Raw genomic sequence first — 18,741 nt, forward strand, 5'->3', positions numbered from 1 at the left:
CCTGAAGTCGTCGAATAAAAAGGGGTCGCGTTTCCTTGGGGAGCGCGGCCCTTTTTTGTGGCACCTTTCGGCGGTCTGGTGCGTTGAGCGCGCATGACAGGCACATGGCTCATCGTGAACGAGGCAAGCGGCAGCTACGATGCTGACGTGATCGCCGATATCGTAACCCGCTTCGCCGATGGCGGACAGCCGGTGGACTGCGTCGTCCGCTGCCCCGACGATACACTGCCGACGCCCGAACGGCTTGAGGCCGAGGGGGTGTCGATCCTGGCAATCTATGCGGGCGACGGCACCACCAACAGCGCGCTCAAGGCGGCGCAAGGCTGGGACGGAGATGTTCTGATCCTGCCTGGAGGCACGATGAACCTGCTGGCGCGCGCGCTGCATGGCGAGCATTCGTGCCAGGATATCATCGCATATGCCTGTCGCGACCGCCACACGCGGCGGCTCAACACGGTCCAGATCGGCGAGAACATCGCTTATGTCGGCGTGATCGCAGGCCCCACCACGAGCTGGGCCAAGGTCCGCGAGAATGCCCGGCGTGCCGACGTTGCCGATCTGGTGTTCACCACCATCCCGGCTGCGATATCCGAAAGCCTGAGCGGACCGCAGGTCGGCATCGAGGGCCACGATGGCACTTACCCTGCGATCTTCGCGGCGCCGCGTGAAAACACGCTGGCGCTGTGCGGGTTTACCGCATCGAGCATCGGCGAGGTGATCGCGCACGCCGGCGCCTGGCTTGATGGCGACTTTCGCGATGGACCCCGTGTCGATCTGGGCGAGGCGAGCCGCGCGACGCTGGTCAGCGAAGCCGACAGCATCGGCCTGCTGATCGATGGCGAACCTGCAGATTGCGCTCCGGGCGATACCTTGGTGCTAGGCCGCGCGCCGCACAACTTCATCGATACACGAGGACCTGCCGACCGATGACGCTGCTGTTCCACGCCAGCGATCTGCATTTTGGAGCCGAGGACAGCGCCGCGCTCGACTGGTTCACGCGCTGTGTCGAGGAAGACGCGCCCGAGGCGGTGGTGATCACCGGCGATCTGACCATGCGTGCGCGCTCGCGCGAGTTCGCCGCTGCGCAAAGCTGGCTAACTGCGCTGGGCGTGCCCGTGCTGATCGAGCCCGGCAACCACGACCTGCCCTATTTCAACCCCGTCCGGCGCATATGGCGGCCTTATGGCCGGGTGATGCGGCTGCAGGAGCAGTTGCACGATGGCGTAAGCATCGATCACGTCCATCTGGTCTCGCTCCCCACCACTGCGCGCGCGCAATGGCGTCTCAACTGGTCCAAGGGCAAAGTCGGCAGCCGCGCGCTGCACAATGCTGTGCAATCGCTCGAAGCAGGCCCCGATGACACCTGCCGGATCGTGCTGACGCACCACCCGCTGATCGAGGCTGCGACCCGCACCAGCGGGCGCACCACGGGCGGCCGCGCGGCGCTGGAAGCCATTGCTGCGGCAGGTGCGCATGCCGTTCTGTCCGGCCATGTCCACGATCCGTTCGACCAGCGTGTTACGACGGCCTATGGGCCGGTGAGACTGATCGGCGCAGGCACATTGTCCGAGCGCGTCCGGACCTCGCGACCCTCGTTCAACCGCATCACGGTCGAGGGCGGCAGCCTGTCCGCCACGGTCTGCACGATGAATTAACGCGCCATAATCGTCCAAAACTTACAATCGACATTCGCCCTGCTAGTTTATCCTCCGACACCGGGGGGATTCGCAGCATGCTCAGAAAACCGTTCAATCCGTTCGAGGCGGCAATCTGGCGAAGGCTTGCCGAAACGCTGTTTGTCGAACCCGCACAGATGGCGATCAGTCCCCGCCAGGTGGTCGACAATCTGCAGCGCCTTTTTGCCAATATCGAAGGCGACACGCCGCGCGATACCGCGCTGTCGGTGATCGCGACCTGGGTGGTACTGGGTGGTCCGATCTGGCATTTTGCCCCGCGTCCTTTCCGCATCTGGCGGATCGAGCGGCGGCTGAAGAACAGCCGGATCGATCTGTTCCAGGACATGGCCCGCATCCGCGGCATCGTCTATGCGGGCTATTACGGCCATTGGCTCGACCAGGACGACGAAAATGCCAGCGACGCAGCCTCCGAAGACGCCAATCGTGCCAACCCGGTGTTCAATGCGATCGGCTTCACCCTGCCCCGCCACCGGGCCCGTGCAGGGACCCCCGATGATCCGTTGATCGAGGAGCATGTCGGCAACGACCTTCCTCACACGGTGTTTGTTGGCGAAGATGCGATCCCCGACAGCGTCGAGGTGATTGTCATCGGCTCGGGCGCGGGCGGCGCGGTCGCTGCCTCGAACCTTGCCGATCAGGGCTATGAGGTCCTTGTGGTCGAAGCCGGTCCTTACATGCCCAGCAGCCGGATGACCCCCAACGAGGCGCACATGTCTTCGAGCCTGTTCAAGGACGGAGCAATCCAGACAACGCGCAACCGCGACATCATAGTCTTTCAGGGGCGTACGGTCGGCGGCTCCACCGTGGTCAACAATGGCATCTGCCTCAGGCTCGAGCGCGAGGGCGAAACCCATCCCGATGCCAATGACGTGCTGGCCACCTGGCGCGCGCTCGGCGCGGGTGTGGAACCGCAAGCGCTGGAGGAGAGCTATTGCCGGGTCGAGCAGCGGCTGGGCGTACACGAGATCGACAGAAGGCTGGGGCGCAACAACGGCACCCGGCTGCTTGACGGGTGGAACGCCTATCGCGCGGGATCCACCGATCCGCTCGACCAGCGTGCAATCTCGGGCTGGTTCCGCAAGAACTGGGGGCAGAAGACCGAACCCAATCATTGCGTCTCGTGCGGCTATTGCAACACCGGCTGCCCCTATGGACGCAAGCGCGCGATGCCCGAGAGCCTCCTGCGGCACGCGACGCTCAGCGCGCGACGCAAGGCGCGCATCCTGGCGCATGCCGAGGTCGCGCAGATCGGCTGGGGCGACCGTGTCATAGACGGACGGCGCGTGGCGACATCGGTGCAGGTGATGCTTCCCGATGGCCGCGGCAAGACGATCAGGGTCACCAAGGGCGTGGTCGTCGCCGCCGGCACCATCGCATCGAGCAACATCCTGTCAGCGAGCGGCATCGAAGGCACCGGCAAGGGCATCTCGCTCAACATCGCCTGCCCTGTGCCTGCGTTGATGCCCGATCCGGTCAACGCCTGGGACGAGGACCAGATGGCGACCTTCATCGATCGCGGCGACTTCCTGATCGAGAGCCATTTCCAGCCGCCGATGAGCATGGCTTCGCTGGTGCCGGGCTGGTTCGACGAGCACTTCCGCCGGATGCTCAACTACAACCGGCTGGCTTCGGCAGGCGCGCTATTCCCCGCCGACCGATTGGGAGAGATCAAAAAGGGCAAGCTTGGTTTCGAGCTCAAGCCGACCGATCTTGCCGTGCTTCGCCGCGCGCTGTCGACGCTGACCAAGATACACTTTGCGGGGGGTGCGACCGAGGTCTACCCCGCGCTGCTGCACGGCGAGACGCTGAGGGCAGGCATGACCGATGCCGAGATCGACGAATTCTACTGGAAGCATATCGAGGAACCCGATGACGTCGTGCTGTCTTCCAGTCACCCGCATGGCGGCAATGCGATCAACGCGGACCCTGCCAAGGGCGTGGTCGATCTAGACCAGCGGGTGCACGGCACCACCAACGTGCTGGTGACGGACGCGAGCGTGATGCCCAGCTGCATTCGCGTCAACGCGCAGCTGACCACCATGGCGATGGCCGACCGGGTGACTCATGGCAGGCGGGTGTTCGGCTGACCCGGCAAGCGTTGCTGTCAGTCCGCGTCCCAGCGTGCGGCATCGGCATAGTCGTCGTCGCGCGGCTCGATCCAGTTGCGGCCTGCAGCCCCGGTCTCGCTCTTCCAGAACAGCGCGCGGCTCTTGAGGAAATCCATCAGGAAATCGGCGGCCTCGAAAGCCGCGCGGCGGTGCGCGCTGGCGGTGGCGACCAGAACGATCGGATCACGCGGTGCCATCTCCCCGACCCGGTGGATCACCAGCACCGCCTCGAGCGGCCAGCGGTTTGCAGCCCCCTGGACCGCCTCGGCAATGCCGCGCTCGGTCATCCCGGGATAATGCTGCAGGCAAAGCGCGCTCACCGCGCCATCGGTGCCCGATGGCCGCACCATACCGGTGAAGCTGACCATCGCGCCCGAAGCGTCCAGCGACGCGCGGAACGCCGCCACTTCGGCCTCCGGATCGAAGCCCTCGCTCAGGATGCGGATGTCGCAGCGCATGTCAGCCCCCGCTGACGGGCGGCAGGAACGCCAGCTCGTCTTCGTCCTCGACCAGCGCATCGGCATCGACGATCGCGCCGTTGATTGCATAGCGGATGCGCGGTTCGGCGAGCGCGCTGCCCAGCAGGTCGTCGCTCTGCCCGATAATGCCGATCAGATCGGCAATCGCCTGCGGCTCGCTCAGGCCCAGCATCCGCTCGGTCCCGCCGGCCAGATCACCCAGACGGCCAAAGAACAGCAATTGTGCCATGGTCCGCGCTCAGCCGCCGGTCATCGACATATGCCGCGCCAGCGCGGGTGCCGCGCCGGGGGCATCGATGTGGAAATCATGCCGCTCGGGCTTTCTTGCGATTGCGCGATCCAGCGCGGCATCGAGCGCCGCCTCGCTGTCCGGACCACGCATCGCGGCGCGCAGATCGACCTGGTCGTTCTGGCCGAGGCACATGAAGATCTGCCCCGTCGCGGTAACGCGCACGCGGTTGCAGTTGGCGCAGAAATTGTTGGTCAGCGGGGTGATGAAGCCCAGCCGCCCGCCGGTTTCGGCGATATCGACATAGCGCGCAGGGCCACCGCTGTCGTGCGGGCTCTGCTGCAGTGTCCAGTCCTGTTCCAGCCGGTCGCGCACCGCGGTGAGCGGCAGGTAATGGTCGAACCGGTCTTCCTCGACCTCGCCCAGCGGCATGACCTCGATCAGCGTGACATCGAAGCCGCGGCCGTGCGCCCAGCCGATCAGCGCGGGCAGCTCCTCTTCGTTCAGACCCTTGAGCGCTACGGTGTTGAGCTTGATCTTGAGCCCCGCACGGTCGGCCGCATCGATGCCTTCGCGCACCTGTGCCAGCGCATCGCGGCGGGTGAGTTTCGCGAACAGATCGGGCTGGAGCGTATCGAGCGAGATGTTGATCCGGCGGACCCCGGCATCGACCAGAGCGCCCGCGTGCTGCTTGAGCTGCGTCCCGTTGGTGGTGAGCGTCAGTTCGTCGAGCCCATTGCCCAGCTCGCGACCCAGCTTCCCGATCAGCGTCATCAGATCGCGCCGCACCAGAGGCTCGCCCCCGGTCAGCCGGATCTTGCGCACGCCGCGCGCGATGAAGGCGAGGCCCAGCCGGTGCAACTCCTCAAGGCTCAGCACTTCGGCCTTGGGCAGGAACTGCATCCGCTCGGGCATGCAGTAAGAGCAGCGCAGGTCGCAGCGATCGGTCACCGAAAGGCGGACATAGCTGATCGTGCGCGAAAAGCTGTCGATCAGCGGACGGGCGGTTACCAGGGTCATTCAGTGAGGACTACAGCAAGCATCGGCCAGCGCCCACCCTCAATTTTGGGATTGCTCGGGCGCCGGGGCCTTGTTGGGGACAGGAACGATCAGCGGCGCATGCCGCCAGCGCACCAGCAGCCGCACCAGATTCAGCCCCGATAGCCCCAAAGTCGCGGTGTTGCGCAAGGGGTGGACATTGACGCGGGGCTGCGCTGCAAGCACCTCGTCGAGCACCAGCTGCACCCGCCCGCGCGCGTCGTTCAATACGGCAAGCGGCGTCACCGAGCCCGGGGTGATCCCCAGCAGCTCGATCATCTCGTCCGCGCTGCCGAAGCTGAATCGCCCTGCCCCCACCATATGCCTGAGCGCGCCCAGATCGACCTGCTTTTCGGCTAGCACCGTCACCAGATAGAACTGCCCGCCCGCGTCCTTCAGGAACAGGTTCTTGGTGTGCGCACCGGGCACCAGCCGCTCCACCGCGCTGCTTTCCAGCACGGTGAAGACGGCTTCATGCTCGACCTGATCGAATGCGATCCCGGCGGCGGTCAGTTCCTTGTGCAGGCGGCTGTCGTCGGTCATCGGTCCTGATCAATCCGCCGCCATGGCAAGCTGCTGAAAGAACTGCAGCTGCGGGATACGCAGATCTGCCCCGCTCGCCTTGGGCCAGTTGCTGACCACCGCGATGACCAGCTTCTTCTCCGGCACGATCAGGATCGCCTGGCCGAAGATGCCCTGTCCGCCCCAGGCACCGCCGGGATAGGTCCACCACTGATAGCCATAGCCAAAGCCCGGCAGGCCGATCGGCGCCTGTTCCTTGCCGGCTTCGGCAAACCAGCCCTCGGGCACCTGGCCTGCGCCGCCTTCCATCGCGAACAGCCCCATGCGGGCATAGTCCGCCAGCCGGATCGAGAGGCAGCATCCGCCGACATTCTGCCCGGCGGAATCGACCATCCAGAACAGATCGCCCTCGAAGCCCGCAGGCTTGACGATCTTCTCTTCGGCATATTCGGTCAGCGTCTTGCCGGTGGCGCGCTGGACGATCACGCCGATGAGGTTGGTTTCACCAGTCTTGTAAACCCATTTGGTTCCAGGTTCGGCCTCGCGCGGCAGCGTCTTCATGTATGCGCTGTTGGGATCCTCGCCGGGCTTCACCGCAACTGAGAGCATCTTGACGACATCGCTGTTGGGATCGGTGTAATCCTCGTTCCATTTGACCCCCGAGGTCATCGTCAGGATCTGCTTGACCGACACCCCGTCATAGCCGCTGCCCTTGAGCTCGGGGACGTACTTGGTCACCGGATCATCGACCGAGGTGATCAGGCCATCCTTGACCGCAGCGCCGACCAGCGTCGAGGTAAACGACTTGGCGACCGAAAAACTGGTCCAGCGATCCTGCGCGCCCAGCCCCAGGCCGTAGCGCTCCAGCCGCACCTTGCCGTCCTGGATCACCATCAGCCCGGCGACATTCTGCGCGGTCATGAAGGCCTCGATCTCGGCATCGCTCACGGGAAGCGCCGCACCCTTGGGCAGCGCTCGCGGCGTTCCTGCCTTGGCGGTGGTGCCGGGGAACTGCGCCTCCATGCTGCGGAAATTGGCCGAGCGCTGCGCGTCGGACCAGAACAGGATCTGCGCGCCCGCAGTGCGCACCCGCTCCATCTCGGCGGGGCTCATCTGCTGGATCGCCTTGACCGCCGGGGCAGATTCCTTGGCAACCGCAATCGATCCTGCGCCCACCGCCAGCGCACACGCCGCTGCAAAACTCGTCCAAACCCGCATCACCCTGTCTCCTCTTTTATGTCTTTCATGATTTCATCGCCGCATACGCCGCCAGCGCGCGCTCGCGCGCCTGTTTATGCGCGATGATCTTCCTGGGATAGCCCTTGATGAACTTGCCCGCCGCTTCCGGATCATGGATGGCGCTGTCGGAAAGATCGGCAAGCTCGGGTACCCACTGGCGGATATAGCCTGCGGCATCGAACTTTTCCGACTGGGTCAGCGGCGCCATGATGCGGACGAACATGTTCGAATCTACGCCGGTGCCAGCGGTCCACTGCCAGTTGGTGGCGTTCGAACCGTAATCGGCATCGACCAGCGTATCCCAGAACCACGTCTCGCCCACGCGCCAGTCGACCAGCAGATGCTTGATCAGGAACGAGGCCGCCACCATCCGCACGCGGTTGTGCATCCAGCCTGTCGCCCAGAGCTGGCGCATTCCGGCATCGACCAGCGGATAGCCGGTGCGGCCCTGCTGCCAGGCCTCGACCTCGCGGCGAACCTCGGGGTCATCGGCATCGCGCCAGGGGAACGCATCGAACGGTTCGCGCGCGTTGGCCCTGCCGTAATCGGGGTATTGCGCAATCACGTTCTGCCCATAGTCGCGCCAGACCAGTTCCTTGAGGAATGTCTCGACCGATCCGCCCGCTTCCATCGTCGCGTGCCAGACGGTCGCAGGCGAAATCTCGCCGAAATGGAGGTGTGGCGACAGGCGCGAGGTTCCCTCGATCGAGGGCAGGTTGCGGCGGTCTTCGTAATGCCTGGCCTTGTCGACAAAGGCATCCACGCGTTCGGCCGCCCCCGACTCGCCGGGTGTCCATTCCTCGGCAAAGCCCGTTGCCCAATCGGGCTTGGTCGGCAGCAGCTTCCAGTCTGCAAGTTCATCGCTTTTCGGCCAGGCCTTGGGCGCGTCGAGCGACTTCGGAGCAGGCAGCGGCTCAGGCGGGGGCATGTGCTGCGCCAGCGCGCGCCAGAACGGCGTGTAGATCTTGTAGGGCTGGCCGCTGCCGGTGGTCACCGATCCGGGCGGCATCAGATAGTTGCCGTGATGCCGCTCGAGCGCGCAACCCTCGGGCAGCGCCTCTTTCAGCGCCTTTTCGGCATTGCGCCACCAGGGTTCGTAGTGCCGCACGCAGTGCACCGATGCCGCACCGGTCTCGCGCGCCAGTTCGGCCAGCACATCGGCAGCAGCGCCCCGGCGCAGCACCAGCCGCGAGCCCAGCTTGCGCAGATCCGCATCAAGCGCGGCGAGGCTGTGGTGCAGCCACCAGCGCGATGCCCCGCCCATCTTGCGGTGCCTGGGTGTGTCGTCGTCGAGGACATAAACGGGGATCACCGGCCCCGCACTTGCCGCCGCCACGAACGCTGCCTGATCGGCGAGCCTGAGGTCGCGGCGCAGCCAGACAATCGCGGGGCGGGTCATGGCCTGCCCTTCACATCGACGACCACGGTGAACCGGTCGGCAATCGGCGAACTGTCAAAACGTGCGTCGCGCAAGGTCACTCTTTTGCCCCCCGGGATATCGGTCAGCCTGGCATATGGGATCCGCGCCCAGAACAAAAAGGCCCGCGCTTCAGAGTTTTGCGCCGCCGCGCGCGCGACCCAGGGGCTTGCCATGTTGGTCGCAGCCTGCCCAGCCTGCAGGCTGAGCGCGGGCGCGCCCAATGCGCTGTACGCGCCCCTGCCGATCAGATCATCGCCGCGCCATAGCATGTCGCGATGCCAGAAGCGCACCGGGACTGCGTTGGCGATAACCAGATCGGGCGTGATCCCGCGCTGCTTGCGGATGGCCTGCACAGTGTCCGCCTCCGCCTTGGCCGAGAGCGCGAAATTGCCTGCGATATAGACCAGCGCCAGCGCCAGCACCGCCTGCGCCGGACGCTCCCAGCCGTTCCGTCCCGCCGCCTCCCTGCGCCGCGAGGCCCAGATGCCCAACGGCAGGATGGTCCACAGCACAGCATCGATGATAAACAGCGTATCGCCGTGGAACCAGCGAGGCGAGAACGGCTCGAGCAGGCGGATGCCATAATTGTTCATGTAGTCGAGCGCGGGGTGCGACAGCGTTCCGATATAGGCGAGGATCAGCAGCGGCACCGGTCGCACCGGCAATCGCGACCTTGGCCGCTTGCGCCGCCGCACCTGCCAGCGCTCGAAGCCAACCATCGCGGCGGTGAGCAGCAGCGGCAGGATCAGCAGGGCGATCGGCCCATGGGTGAGGCCACGCCGCAGCGCCAGCGACTGGGTGCCCAGCACGCTGAGCACCGCATCGATATCGGGCAGGTTCGCGCCGATGATAAGCGTCGGCACCGCAAGCCCGGTCATCCGCTTGAGCCCGGCCTGCCCCAGCGCCCATCCGGCGAGGCCGTGGGTGAAATTGTCCATGGCAGTTCAGTTTCCGGTGCGGGCGGGAATGCGGGCGAGGCGGACATTGTCCATTACCGCACCATCACAGGTCTTGCGCCCGTCGGACGGGTCGACCAGCGTGATCGTGCCCTTGCCCACCGCATGGCCGGTTTCGCGGCCCAGCCCGAAGACAAAGCCGGTGTCCTCGTCCACGCCGATTCCGGTCACCGCCTCCGCGTCGATACATGCGACTGCGCGCAGCAGCCGCGTCAGGCGGCCGCGCTGGCTGAAATGCTGGTCGAACACGATACCTGGGAGGAAGCCCAAGCCCTGGGCCAGCACCAGAGGCGCACCGGCCGCGCCTTCTTCGGTGGTGGCGCAGTCGGCCAGATTGCGCGAGACCGGCGCGACAAGCGCGACATCGGGGCTGCCGCAACCGATCATGTGCTCGCCCAGCACCGCTGCGCCTGCGCTGGTGCCGCCGATGACTGCGCCAGCGGCCAGTCGCTGGCGAATGGCGGCGAGCATTGGCGTGTCGCTGCCATCGGGCCTAACCAGTGTCGCCACGATCCGCGCCTGATCGCCGCCTGCAAACCAGATGAGCCCGGCACGCTCTATCCTGGCGATCTCGGCGGGATTGCTGCCGCCATCGCGCCAAAGGGATTCGTCGGCGTCGGGGGTTTCGGGATCGTCGACCAGCGCGACCTGCACCAGATCCACCCTGTCGCGCGAGACGCCATGCCGGGCGAGCGCATCGGCAAAGCGCGACGCCGATCCTCCCGCCGACCCCGACGCTGCAGGTATGACGACAATCCCGGGCGCATCGGCGGGCATCGCATCGACCAGCGCACGAAACACCGCAGCGTTGTCATCCTCGAGCGCGCCGCCCACGGCGACAACCGTCCCCGGATCGGCGAGTGCCGGAGCCGCGCACAACGCCAGCAGCGCGACCAGAGGCCGCATCATGCGCGTGGCCAATCGCCGGGCAAACCGAGCAGCGCGCGCAGATCGGCCAGTGCCTGCGTCTCGCCTGTCACCTTGATCGCGGCCATGCCCATCGCGGCTGCGGGTTTGCAGTTCACTCCAAGGTCATCGAGATAGATGCAGGCCTTGGGCGCAACCTCCAGTGCGTCGCACATCATCGCATAGATACGCGGATCGGGCTTGCGCACGCCCGCCTTGCTGCTTTCGATGACATGGTCGAAGCGCGCCATGATCGCGGCGATCTGAGCGGCGCGCGAGTCATCGAACACCATCGCCGACCCTTTGCCTGCGCGCACGTTGTTGGTGATGCAGCCGAGCGTATAGCCTGCACCCTTGAGGGCATCGAGCGCGGCGACCATGCGTGGGCGGACATCGCCCGCCAGACACGAGATGACATCTGCGCCGCTGATCTCCAGCCCCAGCGCAGCGGCTTCGGCAGCAAAGGCGGTATCGAAGGCAGACGCATCGATCTCCGCGCGCTCGAACCGCGCCCAGGCGTTGTCGTCGGGATTGGTGGCGTTGATCCGGCGGATGCAGTCGCGTGGCAGCCCGCGCTCGGCCTCCAGCCGGTTGAACGCCTCGAAGGGCGACGAGGTGATCACCCCGCCGAAATCGAAAATCACGGCAGAAAACGTCATGGGGTGATGACCAGCCCCGTCTTGGCATCGGCTTTGCCTTCGACCGTCTCGCGATAGGCGGCCAGCGCCGCATCGGCGCCAGCGCGCTTCTCGATCCCCAGCAGCCGCGGCGCCAGATCGGCAAAGCCCAGCCATGCGGCCTCGAGCTTCTGCCGGAACTGGTCCGGCCCCCATTCGCCGATCCGCTTTTCGCTGCGCCCGGGCGCAAAGAACATCTGCCGCGCGGGCCCTGCCATCGCCGTGCCATCGTCGGCCGAATCCCAGTGCGACTTGCCGACGACGATCGAGGCCTTGAGCGCATCGCCGAAATGGTTGTGCACGCTGGCGGCGACCTGCGGATTGCCGGCCATGTCGACCATCGCGCTGGTCTTGCCCGCATCCATCGCTCCGATGGCGTCATAGGTGACCACCTCGTCATAGAGCCCCAGCGACCCGACATAGGCGGCATTACCCGCGCTGGTCAGTCCCACGATCCGGGGCCGCGCCGAGCGCTGGCCGAGGGCATAAGCGAGCCCGATCGCAGTCTTGCTCGATGCGCTGGCGACCAGCACCTGCTGCGCGCCATAGTCACTCTCGTCCTCCAGCAGATCGGCGATCAGCCAGCCAGTCAGGAACAGCGGGCGGAACACAGGCCAGTAATCATGATCCTGCGCGCGATAATCGCCCAGAGCATCGATCCGCTGATACTGGTTGTAGATCACCGGCAGCGTGGTGCGGCGCGGGGTCATGTCGGTGAAACCGTGCGGACCAACCCTGCCCGGCATCAGCACGGCATGGCTCGCCATCGGGAAATAGCCGTAAAGCCGGGTGCCTTCAGGCACGCCATCGTGATGGCTGCGGCTGACCGTGGCAAACCCCCAGACCGGCAGACGTCCAGGGGTGTCCCGCTCTGCGAAGAAGTCCCAATAGCCCTGATCATTGCCGAACAGGCCGAGCGGCTTGCCGAACACCGCGTAGGTAACGTTGTTGGCGGTCATGGCGTAGAGTTCGATCGTCACCTCGATCGCACCTTCGGGCAGCTCGGGCTCAGGCGCGGCGACGATCTGCGCATTGGCGATCTGATCGCGGTCGATGTCGATGGCCCAGCGTTGGTCGGTCACGGTTTGGCTTCCTTGTTGCAGCAGTTCAATTCTCTATCGCCCTGGTGGAGGGGAAAGGATCATCCGATATTCAGATAATTCAGCTTCGCCCCGCCGCGCGGCCAGTCCATCTTCACCAGCCGCCCGGTGCCCGACAGCGTGATCCACGCGGTCTTAAGGTCGGGCCCGCCAAAGCAGATGTTGGTGGTGAACGGATCATCGGTCGCGACGAACTCGATAAGTTGGCCGTCGGGCGAAACCACCGAGATGCCGCTCTGCCCGATCGTCGCGACGCAGACATTACCCGCACCATCGACCGCCAGCGAATCGAAAAAGGTATAACCCGGCGGGCTGTACAGGAACGTCCCGCTTGGCCCGAGCAGCCCCTGGCTGAAAGCGATCTCGCCCGGACCGGCAACGTCATACGCCCACAGCTTGCAGGTGTAGGTTTCCGCGACATAGAGCCGTTTGCCATCGGGCGAGAGGCCGATGCCGTTGGGGTTCTCCATCGGGAAGATCACTTCCTTGAGCAGCGAGCCATCGGCCTTGGCATAGAAAACGCCGGTGACGTCGCGCTCGCGCTCGCGGGTCTTGCCGTGATCGGTAAACCAGAAGCCGCCTGCATCGTCGAACACGATATCGTTGGGGCCGCGAAGCGTGCAGCCGAAATCGCCATCACGGTACAGCGTCTCCACTGCTCCGGTTTCAAGATCGACCCGCTCGATCCGGCCCCCGGAATAATCGGATGCCTGGCCGTGCGGCACCAGCAGACCTGCGCGCTCGATATAATCGAAGCCGCCATTGTTGCAGACATACAGCCTGCCATCGGGGCCGATCGCCGCGCCGTTCGGTCCTCCGCCAAGCTCGGCGATCACCTGTTGCGAGCCATCGGGGAGCACGCGGGTGACACAGCCGCGCTCGATCTCGACAAGCACCACGCTGCCGTCGGGCATCGCCACCGGGCCTTCGGGAAAGCGCAAGCCTTCGGTTACCAGCTCCATCCAGAATCCCTCCCGCTTACATTCTTGTCAGTGCTTATCATTGCGGCTGCAGCCGCACCTGTCCACCCTGCAAACGGGGGGTGGCTGCCATGAAAACGACGCTTGAGCCAATCGCGATTCGCTCCTAGACGCTTGGCTTTGATGACATCGCCAGAAAACAGCTCCGCCCGCCGCCCGGCCAGCGATTATCCGCCCGGCAGCCTGGCCTTTCCGCACCGGCATCTGCTCGGCATTGCCGGGCTGCAGCCATGGGAAATCGAGTTCCTGCTCGATGAAGCCGAACAATGGGTCGACATGAACCGCCAGGCCAGCAAGCACGACGACCGGCTGGCGGGCCTGACGCTGATCAACGCATTCTTCGAGAACTCCACCCGCACATTGCTGTCGTTCGAGATCGCCGGCAAGCGGCTGGGCGCCGATGTCGTCAACATGCACGCGGCGCAGTCGAGCGTGAAGAAGGGGGAGACGCTGATCGACACTGCCGTGACGCTCAATGCGATGCGCGCCGATGCCATCGTCATCCGCCACGGCAGCTCGGGCGCGGTGCAGCTGATCGCGGACAAGGTCGGCTGTCCTGTGCTCAATGCCGGCGACGGCACGCACGAACACCCGACCCAGGCGCTGCTCGATGCGCTGACCATCCGCCGCCGCAAGGGGCATATCGCGGGCCTGCGCGTCGCGATCTGCGGCGATATCCTGCACAGCCGGGTGGCGCGGTCGAACATGATCTGCCTCTCCACTTTGGGCGCCGAGGTCCGCGTCGCAGGGCCGCCCGCGCTGATGCCGCCTGCGGTCGAATCGATGGGCGGCACCCCCTGCCGCGATTTTGCCGAGGCGCTCGATGGCGCCGACGTAGTGATGATGCTGCGGCTGCAGAACGAACGCATGCAGGGGCAGTTCATCCCCTCCCCGCGCGAGTTCCGCCATCTGTACGGGCTGACCGACGTGCGGCTGGCGCTGGCCAGGCCCGATGCGCTGGTGATGCACCCGGGCCCGATGAATCGCGGGGTGGAGATCGACAGCCATATCGCCGACAATGTCGAGCGATCCGCGATTACCGATCAGGTCGAAATGGGGGTGGCTATGCGGATGGCGTGCCTTGACGTGCTCACCCGCAGGCGCCGCGGCGTGGAGGGCTGGGCATGAGCAAGCTTCCCACCCGCCCGCTGACAATCACCAACGGCTGTCTGGTGTTGCCGGGCCGGGCTGAGCCTGTGCCAGGCGCGCTGCGCATCATCGGCGACAGGATTGCCGAGATCGGCGACGTGACGCCCGGGTCCGACGATGCCGTGCATGATGCCAGGGGCGCGCTGATCGCACCGGGCCTCGTGGATCTGGGCGTGTTCGCGATCGATCCGCCCGCGTTCCATTTTGGCGGGATCAGCCGCGCTGCGCTGATGCCCGACCAGAGCCCGCCGCTCGACCACCCGGCGCGGGTGCGCTTTGCCGCCTATTCGGGCAAGCCCGATTTCTGGGTGCACCCGCTCGCAGCGGCAACCCGCGACCTTGCGGGAAGCGAGATGGCCGAGATCGGGCTGATGAAGGAGGCAGGCGCACGCGCGGTTGCCACCGGGAGACGCTGGATCGTCGATACCGGCGTTATGCATCGGCTGATGCAATATTGTGCGATGCTCGACCTGCCGCTGATCGTCCACAGCCAGGACCATGGCCTGTCGGGCAACGCCGTCGCCACCGCAGGCGAAATGGCGACCCGGCTGGGTCTGCCTCAGGCGCCATCAGAGGCCGAGAGTATTGCGATCGCGCGCGATCTGTCGCTGGTGCGGATGACCGGGGCGCGGGTGCATTTCCGCCAGGTGACTACGCGCGCAGGCCTTGCGCTGATCCGTGCCGCCAAGACCGAAGGGCTGTCGGTAACCGCCGGGATCACGCCTGCGCATCTTTTCCTCTCCGATGTCGCACTGGGCGGCTTCCGTACCTTTGCGCGGCTGTCGCCGCCGCTGCGCTGCGAGGATGATCGCCAGGCCGCGATCGCCGCCGTCGGCGATGGCACGCTGGATGTCATCGCCTCGGGCCATGATCCGCGCGGGCCGGAGGACAAGCGCCTTCCCTTCGCCGATTCGCAGCCAGGCATGGCCGGCGCGGAAACGCTGCTGCCGTTGTCGCTGGGGCTGGTGCGTGATGGCGTGATCAGCACCGAGCGGCTGTTCGATCTGATCGCGGCCAATCCCGCGCGCATCCTCGGGGTGCAGGCGGGCGCGCTGCGCACCGGCTACGAGGCCGACGTGGTGGTGGTCGATGCCGACCGCCCCTGGCAGGTCGATTCTGCCAAGATGGCGGCGAGCGCGGGCAACACCCCGTTCGACCGCCTGCCGGTCCAAGGACGCTGCGTCGCTTTGTTCAAGGGCGGGCGACTGGTCGATCAGATGAAGGGTTAAGCCGGCCCAGGGCCTCACCCATCCAGTCGAACCCCGCCAGGAACGCCGCGACGTTCGCGCCCAGCGCATCGACGGCATAGCCGCCTTCCATCACGATCACCGTGGGAAGGTCCAGGTCGGCAATCGATCGGGCGATCGGCGTATAATCCGCCGTCTGCAGCGCGAACTGCGAGATCGGATCGCCAGCAAAGGTATCTGCGCCGAACGATACGCACAGCATGTCCGCACCGAAGTCATGGATCGCAGCCAGCCCGGTATCGAGCGCGGCACGATACGCCTCCAGCCCGCTCCCGCGCGGCAGCGGCAGGTTGAGCGTCGCGCCCTCGCCCGCGCCCTCGCCGCGTTCGTCGGCATGGCCCCAGAAGAACGGATAGTCGGTCGCCGGATCGGCATGAACCGAGACGAATAGCACGTCGCCGCGTTCGTAGAAGATGTCCTGCGTGCCGTTGCCGTGGTGGTAATCGACATCGAGGATCGCGATCCGCCGCTTGCCCGCCGCGATCGCCGCCTCGGCCGAGATCGCGACATTGTTGAGGAAGCAGTATCCGCCGAGATAATCCGCGCCGCAATGGTGCCCTGGAGGACGGCACAACGCGAAGGCCGCGCGCTCACCGCCCAGCACCGCCTCGGTGGCCGCCAGCGCGGATTGCGCGCCCCAATAGGCGCTGGTCCAGGTGCCTGCCGAAATCGGGCTTGAAGCATCGAAGCTGAACTGGCCAAGATCCGCATCGATCCGGTTCAGGTTGAGCGGGCGCCGTCCCACCACCGGCCAGGCATAGCCATGCGCATCGCCGTTGCGCCCCGCGGCCACCCAGCGTTCGTGCGCGCTTTGCAGGAAGGCGAGATAATTGTCCCTATGCACCCGCCGGATAGGCTCCATGCCATGGTCGCGCGGAGCCCCCACTTGGGACAGCGTCGCCAGCACATTCTCCATTCGCCCGCGATGCTCGGCATAGGGCACATAGGCGCCATTGTGCAATTCCATCGCGGGCGCATGGTCGTGCTGCCGCGCGTCGAAGAACGTCTTCATTGCGCGAACAGTTGCTTGAGGAACACCGTCTCGACCTCGCGGCGCAGATCGTTGTTGGCTTTCTTGAGGAAGCCATGCCCCTCATCGGCATAGAGCACGTACCAGGTCTGCACCCCGTTGCCGCGCAGGGCTGCTACCACCTGATCGGATTCGGACTGCGGAACGCGCGGGTCGTTTGCCCCCTGCATCACCAGCATCGGCTTGGTGATCTTGGCCACGTTCTTGAGCGGCGCGATCCGCTCGAACACGGCGCGCATCTTGGGGTCACGCTCGTCGCCATATTCGGCGCGGCGGTTGTCGCGGCGATAAGCCTCGGTGTTCGCCATGAAGCTGATGAAATCGCTGATGCCATAGCGCTCGACCCCGCCGACCAGCCGGTCCGAATAGAAGGTCATGGCTGCAAGCGACATGTATCCGCCATAGGACTGGCCATAGACCGCGATGCGCCGGGCATCCATTCCCGGCTGCTTGCCTGCCCAGTCGATCAGCGATCCAATGTCCTTGACGCTGTCTTCGCGCAAGGGTCCGTTGTCGAGATTGAGGTACTTGGTGCCATAGCCGTCCGACCCACGCACATTGGGCAGGATCACCACCGCACCCAGAACATCGGCGAAATACTGCGCGCCGGGGTTCCATGAGGGGCGAGTCTGCGCCTCGGGTCCGCCATGGATGTCGATGATCACCGGAAGCTTTGCATCGGCTGCTGCGTTCTTTGGGCGGTAGACGAAGGCGGGTACCGAAAGCCCGTCGAAGCTCTTGAACCGGATCAGCTCGGGCTCGACCAGTCTTGCCGGATCGAGTTCGCCCGCTTCGGACTGCGTCCAGCGGGTGACCGCGCCGGTCCCCAGATCGATATCCCACACATCGCCTGCGGTGGTGGCATTGGTAAGCCCGATCGCAAGCTTGCCGCCATCGGGGGAGAATTCGAGCGCGCTGATGACGCCGCGCGGCAGCTCGGGCGAAGAGATCGCCTGCGGGGTGGTCAGCGACGAGATCAGCACCCGCGAGAAGCCGTCCTCGTTGATCGTGTAGGCCAGGGTCCTGCCATCGGGCGAAAGGTCGTAGGCCTCAACGTCCCAGTTCACCTTGTCCGAAAGCTGGGTCATCTGTCCCGACGCGATGTCGATCCTGACCAGCCGACGGAAGTCGCCGCCCGCGTTGGTGATCGCAAGGATCGCCTTGCCGCCATCGACAAAACGCGCCTCCTCGAACCGCGCCTTGGCGTTGACTGAAAATTCGAGCGGGGTGACCTTGCCGCTCGCCATATCGAGCAGCATCAGCTGGTTTTCGCGGTTGGAGATACCCTTGCCCAGCAGCACGGTCGCCTTGTCCGCGCTGATATCCTGCGGCCCGACCGCACCTGTCCCCTGCCACACCAGTCGGCGGCTCTTGGGATCGGCAGGATCGGCGGCCATGATCGCATAATCGGCCGATCCCTTGGTGGCGCGCGACCAGACCAAAAGGCTGCCATCCTTGGCGAACACCGGCGACTGGTTGCGCGTTACCGGCTCGGTCAGCGACTGCGCCACGCCATGGAGATCGCGCACGAACAGCTGGAACCATTCGTCGCCGCCGGTGTCGCGGGTGAGCAGGAAACGGCTCTGGCCGGGCACCGCCTTGGCCCCGCCGACGGGTTCGTTGAAATAGGTCAACTGACGCCGCGCCGCGCCGGGAGCGGTAACGTGATGCACCTGAAAGGTCGATCCGAACCGGGTGGTGATCAGCATCGATCCATCGGGCAGCCAGTCCTGGAACCGCGCCTCGCGATAGTTCTGATAGCGCTGTACCGCCTCGCGGATGTCCTGCGGGATTTCCGGCACGTTGTCCAGCCGCGCGGTGCCCACCTGCCGGGTCTCGACCGGCGCCTGCTGCGCAGTGGCGGGGACAGCGATCAGTGCGGCAAAGGCCAGCAAGGTCGAACGGTAAAGCATGCGACACTCCTAAGAAAACACACCCGATGATCCTCACCCGGACCGGGGAGG

The 18,741-nt window shown here is 65.6% G+C and carries 18 protein-coding genes; 5 read left to right on the forward strand and 13 right to left on the reverse strand.

The window, feature by feature from the left end; genetic code table 11:
- Positions 1 to 93 precede the first annotated feature (93 nt).
- The 3 genes from B5J99_RS15630 to B5J99_RS15640 all read left to right on the forward strand — a co-directional run bounded on the left by B5J99_RS15630 (position 94) and on the right by B5J99_RS15640 (position 3,784).
- The gene (locus tag B5J99_RS15630; protein WP_117352914.1) at positions 94 to 930 is read left to right on the forward strand and encodes a diacylglycerol/lipid kinase family protein; all 837 of its coding nucleotides are present in this window, start codon (positions 94 to 96) and stop codon (positions 928 to 930) included.
- The gene (locus B5J99_RS15635) at positions 927 to 1,655 is read left to right on the forward strand and encodes a metallophosphoesterase family protein (protein ID WP_069050128.1); all 729 of its coding nucleotides are present in this window, start codon (positions 927 to 929) and stop codon (positions 1,653 to 1,655) included. The genes B5J99_RS15630 and B5J99_RS15635 overlap by 4 nt, the downstream gene beginning before the upstream one ends.
- 77 nt (positions 1,656 to 1,732) lie before the next feature.
- Positions 1,733 to 3,784 carry a GMC family oxidoreductase N-terminal domain-containing protein gene (locus B5J99_RS15640; RefSeq protein ID WP_117352915.1) on the forward strand — a complete coding sequence of 684 codons (2,052 nt, stop codon included), beginning with the start codon at positions 1,733 to 1,735 and terminating at the stop codon, positions 3,782 to 3,784.
- A 17-nt stretch (positions 3,785 to 3,801) separates the two neighbouring features.
- On the opposite strand, the gene B5J99_RS15645 is transcribed toward B5J99_RS15640, so the two are convergent.
- Genes B5J99_RS15645 through B5J99_RS15695 form a run of 11 tightly spaced genes read right to left on the reverse strand, consistent with a single transcriptional unit; the run spans position 3,802 to position 13,333 of the window.
- Positions 3,802 to 4,263, reverse strand: coding sequence for a molybdenum cofactor biosynthesis protein MoaE (locus B5J99_RS15645; protein WP_117352916.1), 462 nt, complete (start codon positions 4,261 to 4,263; stop codon positions 3,802 to 3,804).
- 1 nt (position 4,264) lies between these two features.
- Positions 4,265 to 4,513, reverse strand: a complete 249-nt coding sequence (locus B5J99_RS15650; protein ID WP_117352917.1) for a MoaD/ThiS family protein — start codon at positions 4,511 to 4,513, stop codon at positions 4,265 to 4,267.
- Positions 4,514 to 4,522: 9 nt separating this feature from the next.
- Positions 4,523 to 5,533, reverse strand: coding sequence for a GTP 3',8-cyclase MoaA (gene moaA / locus B5J99_RS15655; RefSeq protein WP_054135961.1), 1,011 nt, complete (start codon positions 5,531 to 5,533; stop codon positions 4,523 to 4,525).
- Between the two features lie 39 nt (positions 5,534 to 5,572).
- Positions 5,573 to 6,094: a prolyl-tRNA synthetase associated domain-containing protein gene (locus B5J99_RS15660; RefSeq protein WP_117352918.1), complete on the reverse strand. Its 522-nt coding sequence runs from the start codon at positions 6,092 to 6,094 to the stop codon at positions 5,573 to 5,575.
- A gap of 9 nt (positions 6,095 to 6,103) precedes the next feature.
- The gene (locus tag B5J99_RS15665; RefSeq protein ID WP_069050134.1) at positions 6,104 to 7,291 is read right to left on the reverse strand and encodes a serine hydrolase domain-containing protein; all 1,188 of its coding nucleotides are present in this window, start codon (positions 7,289 to 7,291) and stop codon (positions 6,104 to 6,106) included.
- A 25-nt stretch (positions 7,292 to 7,316) separates the two neighbouring features.
- Positions 7,317 to 8,711 carry a cryptochrome/photolyase family protein gene (locus tag B5J99_RS15670; protein WP_117352919.1) on the reverse strand — a complete coding sequence of 465 codons (1,395 nt, stop codon included), beginning with the start codon at positions 8,709 to 8,711 and terminating at the stop codon, positions 7,317 to 7,319.
- On the reverse strand, positions 8,708 to 9,670 hold the full coding sequence (locus B5J99_RS15675; protein WP_117352920.1) for a metal-dependent hydrolase: 963 nt from the start codon (positions 9,668 to 9,670) through the stop codon (positions 8,708 to 8,710). Before B5J99_RS15675 ends, B5J99_RS15670 begins: the two co-directional genes overlap by 4 nt.
- 6 nt (positions 9,671 to 9,676) lie before the next feature.
- Positions 9,677 to 10,597 carry a cyanophycinase gene (locus B5J99_RS15680; RefSeq protein ID WP_117352921.1) on the reverse strand — a complete coding sequence of 307 codons (921 nt, stop codon included), beginning with the start codon at positions 10,595 to 10,597 and terminating at the stop codon, positions 9,677 to 9,679.
- Positions 10,594 to 11,253 carry an HAD-IA family hydrolase gene (locus B5J99_RS15685; RefSeq protein ID WP_117352922.1) on the reverse strand — a complete coding sequence of 220 codons (660 nt, stop codon included), beginning with the start codon at positions 11,251 to 11,253 and terminating at the stop codon, positions 10,594 to 10,596. Before B5J99_RS15685 ends, B5J99_RS15680 begins: the two co-directional genes overlap by 4 nt.
- Positions 11,250 to 12,353, reverse strand: a complete 1,104-nt coding sequence (locus B5J99_RS15690) for a DUF2855 family protein (protein ID WP_117352923.1) — start codon at positions 12,351 to 12,353, stop codon at positions 11,250 to 11,252. Before B5J99_RS15690 ends, B5J99_RS15685 begins: the two co-directional genes overlap by 4 nt.
- A gap of 59 nt (positions 12,354 to 12,412) precedes the next feature.
- Positions 12,413 to 13,333, reverse strand: coding sequence for an SMP-30/gluconolactonase/LRE family protein (locus B5J99_RS15695; protein ID WP_054135969.1), 921 nt, complete (start codon positions 13,331 to 13,333; stop codon positions 12,413 to 12,415).
- 141 nt (positions 13,334 to 13,474) lie between these two features.
- On the opposite strand from B5J99_RS15695, the gene B5J99_RS15700 reads away from it, so the two are divergent.
- Positions 13,475 to 14,479 (forward strand): aspartate carbamoyltransferase catalytic subunit, encoded by a 1,005-nt coding sequence (locus B5J99_RS15700; protein ID WP_117352924.1) that lies wholly within the window; start codon positions 13,475 to 13,477, stop codon positions 14,477 to 14,479.
- Positions 14,476 to 15,729: a dihydroorotase gene (locus B5J99_RS15705; RefSeq protein ID WP_117352925.1), complete on the forward strand. Its 1,254-nt coding sequence runs from the start codon at positions 14,476 to 14,478 to the stop codon at positions 15,727 to 15,729. Before B5J99_RS15700 ends, B5J99_RS15705 begins: the two co-directional genes overlap by 4 nt.
- Here the strand turns inward: B5J99_RS15705 and B5J99_RS15710 are convergent.
- Both B5J99_RS15710 and B5J99_RS15715 read right to left on the reverse strand, forming a co-directional pair.
- Positions 15,692 to 16,759, reverse strand: a complete 1,068-nt coding sequence (locus B5J99_RS15710) for a histone deacetylase family protein (RefSeq protein ID WP_117352926.1) — start codon at positions 16,757 to 16,759, stop codon at positions 15,692 to 15,694. The genes B5J99_RS15705 and B5J99_RS15710 overlap by 38 nt on opposite strands.
- Positions 16,756 to 18,690, reverse strand: coding sequence for a prolyl oligopeptidase family serine peptidase (locus B5J99_RS15715; RefSeq protein WP_117352927.1), 1,935 nt, complete (start codon positions 18,688 to 18,690; stop codon positions 16,756 to 16,758). The genes B5J99_RS15710 and B5J99_RS15715 overlap by 4 nt, the downstream gene beginning before the upstream one ends.
- Between the last annotated feature and the right edge of the window lie 51 nt (positions 18,691 to 18,741).

The organism is Blastomonas fulva, from assembly GCF_003431825.1.
In the GTDB taxonomy this organism is placed as follows: Bacteria; Pseudomonadota; Alphaproteobacteria; order Sphingomonadales; family Sphingomonadaceae; genus Blastomonas; species Blastomonas fulva.

What these genes read in the sequence shown, in the direction of transcription:
- B5J99_RS15630 (WP_117352914.1), top strand. Translation starts at nt 94, where the DNA reads ATGACAGGCACATGGCTCATCGTGAACGAGGCAAGCGGCAGCTACGAT.
- B5J99_RS15635 (WP_069050128.1), top strand. Translation starts at nt 927, where the DNA reads ATGACGCTGCTGTTCCACGCCAGCGATCTGCATTTTGGAGCCGAGGAC.
- B5J99_RS15640 (WP_117352915.1), top strand. Translation starts at nt 1,733, where the DNA reads ATGCTCAGAAAACCGTTCAATCCGTTCGAGGCGGCAATCTGGCGAAGG.
- B5J99_RS15645 (WP_117352916.1), bottom strand. Translation starts at nt 4,263, where the DNA reads ATGCGCTGCGACATCCGCATCCTGAGCGAGGGCTTCGATCCGGAGGCC.
- B5J99_RS15650 (WP_117352917.1), bottom strand. Translation starts at nt 4,513, where the DNA reads ATGGCACAATTGCTGTTCTTTGGCCGTCTGGGTGATCTGGCCGGCGGG.
- moaA (WP_054135961.1), bottom strand. Translation starts at nt 5,533, where the DNA reads ATGACCCTGGTAACCGCCCGTCCGCTGATCGACAGCTTTTCGCGCACG.
- B5J99_RS15660 (WP_117352918.1), bottom strand. Translation starts at nt 6,094, where the DNA reads ATGACCGACGACAGCCGCCTGCACAAGGAACTGACCGCCGCCGGGATC.
- B5J99_RS15665 (WP_069050134.1), bottom strand. Translation starts at nt 7,291, where the DNA reads ATGCGGGTTTGGACGAGTTTTGCAGCGGCGTGTGCGCTGGCGGTGGGC.
- B5J99_RS15670 (WP_117352919.1), bottom strand. Translation starts at nt 8,711, where the DNA reads ATGACCCGCCCCGCGATTGTCTGGCTGCGCCGCGACCTCAGGCTCGCC.
- B5J99_RS15675 (WP_117352920.1), bottom strand. Translation starts at nt 9,670, where the DNA reads ATGGACAATTTCACCCACGGCCTCGCCGGATGGGCGCTGGGGCAGGCC.
- B5J99_RS15680 (WP_117352921.1), bottom strand. Translation starts at nt 10,597, where the DNA reads ATGATGCGGCCTCTGGTCGCGCTGCTGGCGTTGTGCGCGGCTCCGGCA.
- B5J99_RS15685 (WP_117352922.1), bottom strand. Translation starts at nt 11,253, where the DNA reads ATGACGTTTTCTGCCGTGATTTTCGATTTCGGCGGGGTGATCACCTCG.
- B5J99_RS15695 (WP_054135969.1), bottom strand. Translation starts at nt 13,333, where the DNA reads ATGGAGCTGGTAACCGAAGGCTTGCGCTTTCCCGAAGGCCCGGTGGCG.
- B5J99_RS15700 (WP_117352924.1), top strand. Translation starts at nt 13,475, where the DNA reads ATGACATCGCCAGAAAACAGCTCCGCCCGCCGCCCGGCCAGCGATTAT.
- B5J99_RS15705 (WP_117352925.1), top strand. Translation starts at nt 14,476, where the DNA reads ATGAGCAAGCTTCCCACCCGCCCGCTGACAATCACCAACGGCTGTCTG.
- B5J99_RS15710 (WP_117352926.1), bottom strand. Translation starts at nt 16,759, where the DNA reads ATGAAGACGTTCTTCGACGCGCGGCAGCACGACCATGCGCCCGCGATG.
- B5J99_RS15715 (WP_117352927.1), bottom strand. Translation starts at nt 18,690, where the DNA reads ATGCTTTACCGTTCGACCTTGCTGGCCTTTGCCGCACTGATCGCTGTC.